Raw genomic sequence first — 7,248 nt, 5'->3', positions numbered from 1 at the left:
AAATATACTTATAAGCCATACCAAACGCAATAGCAAGACCAAAACTAAGAAGCGTTCCTATAAGAATATATTCGGTAAGTTTACGGTCTTTAGCTTTTGAAAGATCTCCAAACCTGAAAACAGATTTGGCAGCAATTAAAAACCCAATGCCTTCCCAATAATCCATTACTATAAAGGCAAAAACAAATAAACGCTCGAGCATACCTATGTATGCTCCTGCATTTTCTAAAGACTCACCTTTAAGGTCTTCTTCTAGTTGCCATTTAGAAATTAGTGTTTTCATAATTACCGATGAAACCACAGTAACACCTAACAAACCTGTAACAAACAATAAAAATTGACTAGAGAAAAAGCTGTCTGTGTTTATGCTGTAAGGTTCATAAATGTTTACAACCAATGCAATTACTAAAAGGTGTGCCAATTGATCTAACCCAAACAGTAAACGTGTATTCAGTTTGTTTTTTAGGTTTAGTTTTATCACATCTATACCATAATGGCTTATTAATACTATCAATAGTCCTAGCCAATATTTAAAATTGAATTGAAGTACAATAACCAACGCAATTAAGTGTACTAGGATATGCCAATACAAGTACTTGGATTTGTGTTTAAATTTTTCTTTATGCTTTACCCATTTTTCTGGTTGTAACAAAAAGTCTCCAACAATATGAGCAAGTACTAGTTTTATAAATAAAGATATCATAGTGTTTTAATGTATTAGTGTGTAATTTTTTTGCGCGAAAAGGATTTGGGTTCTTTTCCATTGTAGCGGAAAAAGCATTAATAAGATTGAATTTTCATCTTAGAAATTTAGCAGCAATTAATTATACACATAGTTGTAAACTGTTTAATTATTATTTGGATTCTTTACAAAAATTTCTTTCTCAAAATAAGTTCGAGACTCAGCATATGCTTTAACACTATCTTTAGTGATAAAATCATTTGTATATTCAATCATTAGTCCTCTTATCGTTTTTTTACCAGTTGTTTTGAATTTTCCACTAAATGCGGCTACTTTATTCAAATCATAATCACCAAAATCGGCATTATGGATTGTATCAATTTTCGCATGTTGAAATGTGTCCAATTTTACTAACTCTATATTAGAGAAATCTTTGGTTAAAGTATAAGTGTTATCTACAATGACTTTAATTTTTGAATCATATTCTCTAAGTAAAGGTGAACCACAGTATGCGTAACCAAAATAATAATCAGAAATAGAAATAGCATCCTTTGTTAAAAAGGTAAACTTGTCATAACTTGTATTTCTATGACCTAATGTGCCACTAATAAACTCTTTCTGATTGTATACATTATTTTCTTTATTGTAAGCAATTGTGTCTTCGTTTTTATCTAGATACCAATTTCTGTTAATTTCAGATTTGCCCTTTATACAGAAATATTCTCTTATCTCTCTTAACTTAGATGTTTGATCATACAACATCCATTTTCCAATTTTCTCTCCATTTTTATTTTGTTTTCCTTTTTTAAAAATCGATTCATTTTTATAGAAATAATAGATACTATCAAATTCTTCAAAGTTTACTGTTTTTTTAAAGACTAGGTTATTTGTGTTATCGTAATAACTAAATTGCGTGTTTTTATTGATTTTTTCATTCTTGCAACTAAAAAAATGGAACGAAAATATTAATGTGAGTATAATTTTTAAACTAATTAGTTGTTCTTTTCTCATAAGTTGTTTACAACTCGGGTTTTATAATAGGTTAGCATTTTTGAAATTTCATCAAATCCACCACGTTTAAGCCCTTCGCTAATATTACTTTGCGACTTACCTAGCAATTTAGCAATCTGCTTTTGGTTCAGTTCTGGATTGTTGAGTGATGCTTTAATAATTTTAGAAGACGTAGGGCTCCAACTATTCATGGTTAATTGAGCAAGCTCTAACATAAGGTTTAGGGTAGTATCAAAATCTTCATGTTCAGATTTTAACGCAAGCGTACTATTTTTCATAGTTTCAAAACACTCTCCAGAATTAATAAATGCACTACCATTAGACTCAGTTATTTTATCCGAAGTGTATGTTTTTTCGCCTAAACCAATAGCAATTCTAACATCAATAGCTTTAAAAGTTTTTATAGTGGCTTTTATTAAAGTTGCAGCTTCAAGAGCTTGTTCAGGAACAACTTCTAGTTGAAAACTATCACCTCTGTATATTTCCCAAGCTACTGGCTGTTTTCCGTAAGTGCTCAAAGTCTCTTTAAGTGCAGTTAACCATTCATTTGGTGCGCTCTCTCTAGAATTTATAATATCACCTGTTAAAATACTTGTCATTTTTTTCAATGTCTATAATCAAATCTATGATTTTTTAATCAGAAAAACAAAATTATCTGCTAAATATAGGATAATTTAAAATATCTGCTAATAATCAGATAAAATAAATTATCTGTTTTTGAAAAGATATAGATAAAAGTAAAACCATATCTAATTATCTTAGCGGTCAGTATTTAAAATTTAAGATAAATGAAAATTATAAAAGAGTTTAAAGAGTTTGCTGTAAAAGGAAATATGATGGATATGGCAATAGGAATCATTATAGGAGCATCGTTTAACAAAGTTATAGATGTTTTGGTAAAGAAAGTATTTATGCCACCATTATCATTGCTTTCTGGCGGAATTAATTTTCAGAATAAAAGCATAATTTTAAAAGAAGCAGTTAAGGATACTTCAGGAACTATAATAACCGATGAGGTTGCTATTGGCTATGGTGCTTTTGGCGAAGCCTTTTTAGATTTTCTTATTATAGGTTTTACGGTGTTTGTGGTAGTTAAGTTCTTAAACCGATTAAGAAACAAATCGCATGATACTAATGATAAAACAGTTGCAACTCCTAAGGATATTGAACTGTTAACAAACTTGACTGTTTTAATGGAAGAACAAAACAAGCTGTTAAAATCTAGGTTAAAAGACTAGGTGTTGACTCTTGAAACTAAAAAAACTTTACCTTTATAGAGAAAAAGAGAGTTAACTTAAACGGTCAACATTAATTACTAAAAATTTGAACTTTTGAAAAAGATAGCATTACTAATTTTTGCGGTTATAGTTTGTAGCTGTAAAGAAAAAAAAGAAACAACAAACGAAGTAGCATCAACTAGTTTAGAAACATCAAAAACAAACATGGAAAAAGAAAACATCTATCAATTTACAGTAAAAGATCTTTATGGAGACGATTTTGATTTTTCAACTTTAAAAGGAAAAAAAATTATGGTTGTTAATACAGCAAGTGAGTGTGGTTTAACGCCACAATACGAGCAGCTACAAGAGTTGTATGAAACATTTAAAGATAAAAACTTTACAATTGTAGGGTTTCCTGCAAACAATTTTGGAGGACAGGAACCAGGAACCAATACTGAAATTGCATCGTTTTGTAAACAAAATTATGGCGTAACATTTCCTATGATGGGTAAGATTTCAGTAAAAGGAGATGACATGCATGAAGTGTATACGTTTTTAACTGAAAAGTCTAAAAATGGGTTGGAAGATTCTGAAGTTGCCTGGAACTTTCAAAAATATCTTATCGACGAAAATGGACATTTAGCAAAGGTTATTTCTCCGAGAACATTGCCAACAGACGAGTCTGTAATTAGCTGGATTGAGTCAAAATAGGGTTGTAGTTTCAAAAATTTTGTGCATATTTGCGGTATTATGATTGCATAAATTTAAAAACAGGATAACGCTGAAGTTCTTTTTCGGCTTTTAATTTGTCTAAACTTAAGTGGCTTAGACTAGTTTTTACATTTAAAAGTATTAAAAATGCAATCAAACAAAATTACCCTTAAACAATTCCTTAAATATTTTAAAATAGCTGTAACAGGTAAAGAACAAGAATTTACCTCAGGCAGTATTCGAAGAGCAGTTTTCATGTTATCAATTCCAATGATTCTTGAAATGCTCATGGAGTCTATTTTTGCTTTGGTAGATATTATGTATGTCTCTAAAGTAAGTGTCAATGCAGTAGCTACTATTGGTTTAACCGAATCGGTTATTACCTTAGTGTATGCAGTAGCTATAGGATTAAGTATGGCAGCCACAGCAGTTGTAGCAAGACGTGTTGGTGAAAAAAATATAAAAGGCGCTTCGCAAGCTGCGGTTCAAGTCATTATTCTTGGTATAGCAGTATCAATACTTATTAGCGGTATTGGAATTCTGTATCCTAAAGAAATTTTACAGCTTATGGGAGCAGAACCAGATCTCATTGCTGAAGGTTATGGTTATACTCAAGTTTTGTTAGGAGGTAACATAACCATTATGTTATTGTTTCTTATTAATGCCATTTTTAGAGGAGCAGGAAACGCCTCTGTAGCCATGTGGACATTAATTCTCTCTAACGGATTAAACATTATCCTCGACCCTATGTTTATTTTTGGTTTTGGACCAATTCCTGCTTTTGGAGTAGAAGGAGCAGCAATAGCAACCACAATAGGAAGAGGGACAGCAGTATTATTTCAACTGGTAATCTTATTTTATGGTTATAGCAAAATTAAGATTGGTATTAAGGATTTAGTCGTACGAATAGGTGTCATGTTCAACCTTATAAAAGTCTCTCTTGGTGGAATTGGTCAATTCTTAATAGGTACATCTAGTTGGGTGTTTTTAATGCGAATTATGAGCGAATTTGGTAGCGAAGTTTTAGCAGGCTATACCATTGCTATTCGTGTAATGATGTTTACACTAATGCCTGCTTGGGGAATGAGTAATGCTGCTGCTACATTGGTAGGTCAAAATCTTGGAGCTCAAAAACCTGATAGAGCAGAACAATCCGTTTGGAAAACAGGACGCTATACAGCTTATTTCATGGGCTTAGTGTCCCTTATTTATTTAGTATTTGCTACTCATATCATTGAATTATTCAATACGCAGCCTGATGTTGTAAAATATGGTAGTCTATGTTTACGTGTTTTGGCAGCTGGTTATATATTTTACGCATATGGTATGGTGGTTATTCAATCATTTAATGGAGCAGGAGATACCAAAACACCAACTTATATCAATTTTGTTTGTTTTTGGTTATTTCAATTACCATTTGCTTACCTCACAGCAATTACTCTAGATTTTGGTCCAATAGGTGTTTTTGCATCCATTACAGCTGCTGAAGTTTTAATAGCAGTTATAGGAATTATCTGGTTTAAAAAAGGCAAGTGGAAACTTGTTAAAGTATAGCTGTGAAGCTAATTTTAATTATTGATAATTGCTTGAAAACCAACGTTGGAAGTTGTTTTTTGCGTTTTATCGATTAAATTCTTAAAAATCAGGGAGTAAAGATATTTTTACTGTCTACCATTAAATTTAATTTGGTAGTATTTAAACTATTAGCATCATTTCTTCCCTCTGATAGTGCTGCTTGTTATTTTTTCTAATTAACAACAGATTTATGAGAAAAAGATACTTAAAATTAGCTTTACTTTTCTTCTTTACCTTCATATGTCAAAACGTGAAGTCTCAGTCAGGTATTTATGAAAGCTATATTATCATCGAAGATGGAACTCCATCAGGTAAATACTATGATTTACAAGCTACAACAGGAAATGATGATTTTAATAATTTTGACTTAGGTATTTTTAGCATAGGTAATGATTTAATCCTAAAAGGTTTTCAAAACAAAACCGATAAATGTAATACGGATGATATATTAAATGCTACCCTGCATTATAGAATATACTTACAATCCGATATGCCTACTGGTTTTAATTCTTTTTCGACTATTAATGTTATAAACCAAGAAGATAACCCTAATTGTGAGTCTAATTTAGCTCCATTTGCTGATTCTCGACAAACATGGGAAGATAATACTCAGACCATTAATATTGTCAATGGACTAGCTTCTGGAGATTACTATTTTGAAGTTTATACGACATCAAATTATACATGGACTGATAATGGAGGAGGATCAGGAACTCACTTTGCTGATAATGCAAGTAACTATTATAGATCTAGCTTTAGAGTAGATGATCCTCCAATCGCTATCTGTACAAATTATGTTGCTCAACTTGATAGCTCTGGTAATGTTTCTATTTCAGCAGCTAATGTAGATGGAGGCAGTACCGATGATTTTGGGATAGCATCGATGAGTGTGTCACCAAACACATTTGACTGTTCCAATGTAGGAGCCAACACAGTAACGTTAACAGTAACAGATAATAACGGAAGCGTATCGACCTGTAGCGCAACAGTAACCGTTCAGGATAACACAGCACCAACAGCAGTTTGTCAGAATGCAACAGTTGTATTAGACGCCTCAGGAAACGGAAGCATCACGACTTCAGATATAGACAATGGATCAAACGATGCCTGTGGAATAGCAAGCTTGTCATTAGACCAAACGAGTTTTGATTGTACTAATATAGGTGCTAACACAGTAACGTTAACAGTAACAGACAATAACGGAAACGTATCGACTTGTAGTGCAACAGTAACAGTAGAAGATAACACAGCACCAACAGCAGTTTGTCAGAATGCAACAGTTGTATTAGATGCCTCAGGAAACGGAAGCATCACGACTTCAGATATTGACAATGGATCAAACGATGCCTGCGGAATAGCAAGTATGTCATTAGACCAAACGAGTTTTGACTGTTCTGATGTAGGAGCCAACACAGTAACACTAACAGTTACTGACAATAATGGAAACGTATCGACCTGTAGTGCAACAGTAACTGTTCAGGATAACACAGCACCAACAGCAGTTTGTCAGAATGCAACAGTTGTATTAGATGCCTCAGGAAACGGAAGCATCACGACTTCAGATATAGACAATGGATCAAACGATGCTTGCGGAATAGCAAGCTTGTCATTAGACCAAACGAGTTTTGACTGTTCTAATGTAGGAGCCAACACAGTAACGTTAACAGTAACAGACAATAACGGAAACGTATCGACTTGTAGTGCAACAGTAACAGTAGAAGATAATGTAGCACCAATAGCAATTTGTCAGAATGCAACAGTTGTATTAGATGCCTCAGGAAACGGAAGCATCACGACTTCAGATATAGATAATGGATCAAACGATGCCTGTGGAATAGCAAGTATGTCATTAGACCAAACGAGTTTTGACTGTTCCAATGTAGGAGCCAACACGGTAACGTTAACAGTAACAGACAATAACGGAAACGTATCGACCTGTAGTGCAACAGTAACTGTTCAGGATAACACAGCACCAACAGCAGTTTGTCAGAATGCAACAGTTGTATTAGATGCCTCAGGAAACGGAAGCATCACGACTTCAGATATAGA

General features: G+C 33.0%; 7 protein-coding genes. 4 read left to right on the top strand and 3 right to left on the bottom strand.

What is annotated here, in order from left to right:
* The 3 genes from ACQ0RB_RS15590 to ACQ0RB_RS15580 form a co-directional block, all read right to left on the bottom strand.
* Positions 1–703 (bottom strand): DUF3307 domain-containing protein (locus ACQ0RB_RS15590; RefSeq protein WP_430499607.1); only part of this gene is annotated, 703 nt, incomplete at its 3' end.
* 144 nt (positions 704–847) lie between these two features.
* Positions 848–1,693, bottom strand: a complete 846-nt coding sequence (locus ACQ0RB_RS15585; RefSeq protein WP_430499605.1) for a hypothetical protein — start codon at positions 1,691–1,693, stop codon at positions 848–850.
* Positions 1,690–2,292: a SatD family protein gene (locus ACQ0RB_RS15580; protein WP_430499603.1), complete on the bottom strand. Its 603-nt coding sequence runs from the start codon at positions 2,290–2,292 to the stop codon at positions 1,690–1,692. The genes ACQ0RB_RS15585 and ACQ0RB_RS15580 overlap by 4 nt, the downstream gene beginning before the upstream one ends.
* A 189-nt stretch (positions 2,293–2,481) precedes the next feature.
* Here ACQ0RB_RS15580 and mscL point away from each other — a divergent pair, with 189 nt between their 5' ends.
* The 4 genes from mscL to ACQ0RB_RS15560 form a co-directional block, all read left to right on the top strand.
* Entirely contained in the window at positions 2,482–2,931 is a 450-nt protein-coding gene (gene mscL, locus ACQ0RB_RS15575; RefSeq protein WP_430498458.1) for a large conductance mechanosensitive channel protein MscL, read from the top strand.
* A gap of 93 nt (positions 2,932–3,024) precedes the next feature.
* Positions 3,025–3,624, top strand: coding sequence for a glutathione peroxidase (locus ACQ0RB_RS15570; RefSeq protein ID WP_430498456.1), 600 nt, complete (start codon positions 3,025–3,027; stop codon positions 3,622–3,624).
* A gap of 147 nt (positions 3,625–3,771) precedes the next feature.
* Positions 3,772–5,178, top strand: coding sequence for an MATE family efflux transporter (locus ACQ0RB_RS15565; protein ID WP_430498454.1), 1,407 nt, complete (start codon positions 3,772–3,774; stop codon positions 5,176–5,178).
* 211 nt (positions 5,179–5,389) lie between these two features.
* A partial coding sequence (locus ACQ0RB_RS15560; RefSeq protein WP_430499601.1) for a hypothetical protein occupies positions 5,390–7,248 on the top strand: 1,859 nt, incomplete at its 3' end.

The sequence above is a fragment of the Gaetbulibacter sp. PBL-D1 genome (assembly GCF_050509525.1).
Taxonomy (GTDB): Bacteria; Bacteroidota; Bacteroidia; order Flavobacteriales; family Flavobacteriaceae; genus Gaetbulibacter_B; species Gaetbulibacter_B jejuensis.
Note: the sequence above shows the minus strand (reverse complement) of the source record. Positions and strands in the feature narration are given on the sequence as shown.

Coding starts and splice junctions, on each gene's coding strand:
- ACQ0RB_RS15585 (WP_430499605.1), bottom strand. CDS start 1,693: ATGAGAAAAGAACAACTAATTAGTTTAAAAATTATACTCACATTAATA.
- ACQ0RB_RS15580 (WP_430499603.1), bottom strand. CDS start 2,292: ATGACAAGTATTTTAACAGGTGATATTATAAATTCTAGAGAGAGCGCA.
- mscL (WP_430498458.1), top strand. CDS start 2,482: ATGAAAATTATAAAAGAGTTTAAAGAGTTTGCTGTAAAAGGAAATATG.
- ACQ0RB_RS15565 (WP_430498454.1), top strand. CDS start 3,772: ATGCAATCAAACAAAATTACCCTTAAACAATTCCTTAAATATTTTAAA.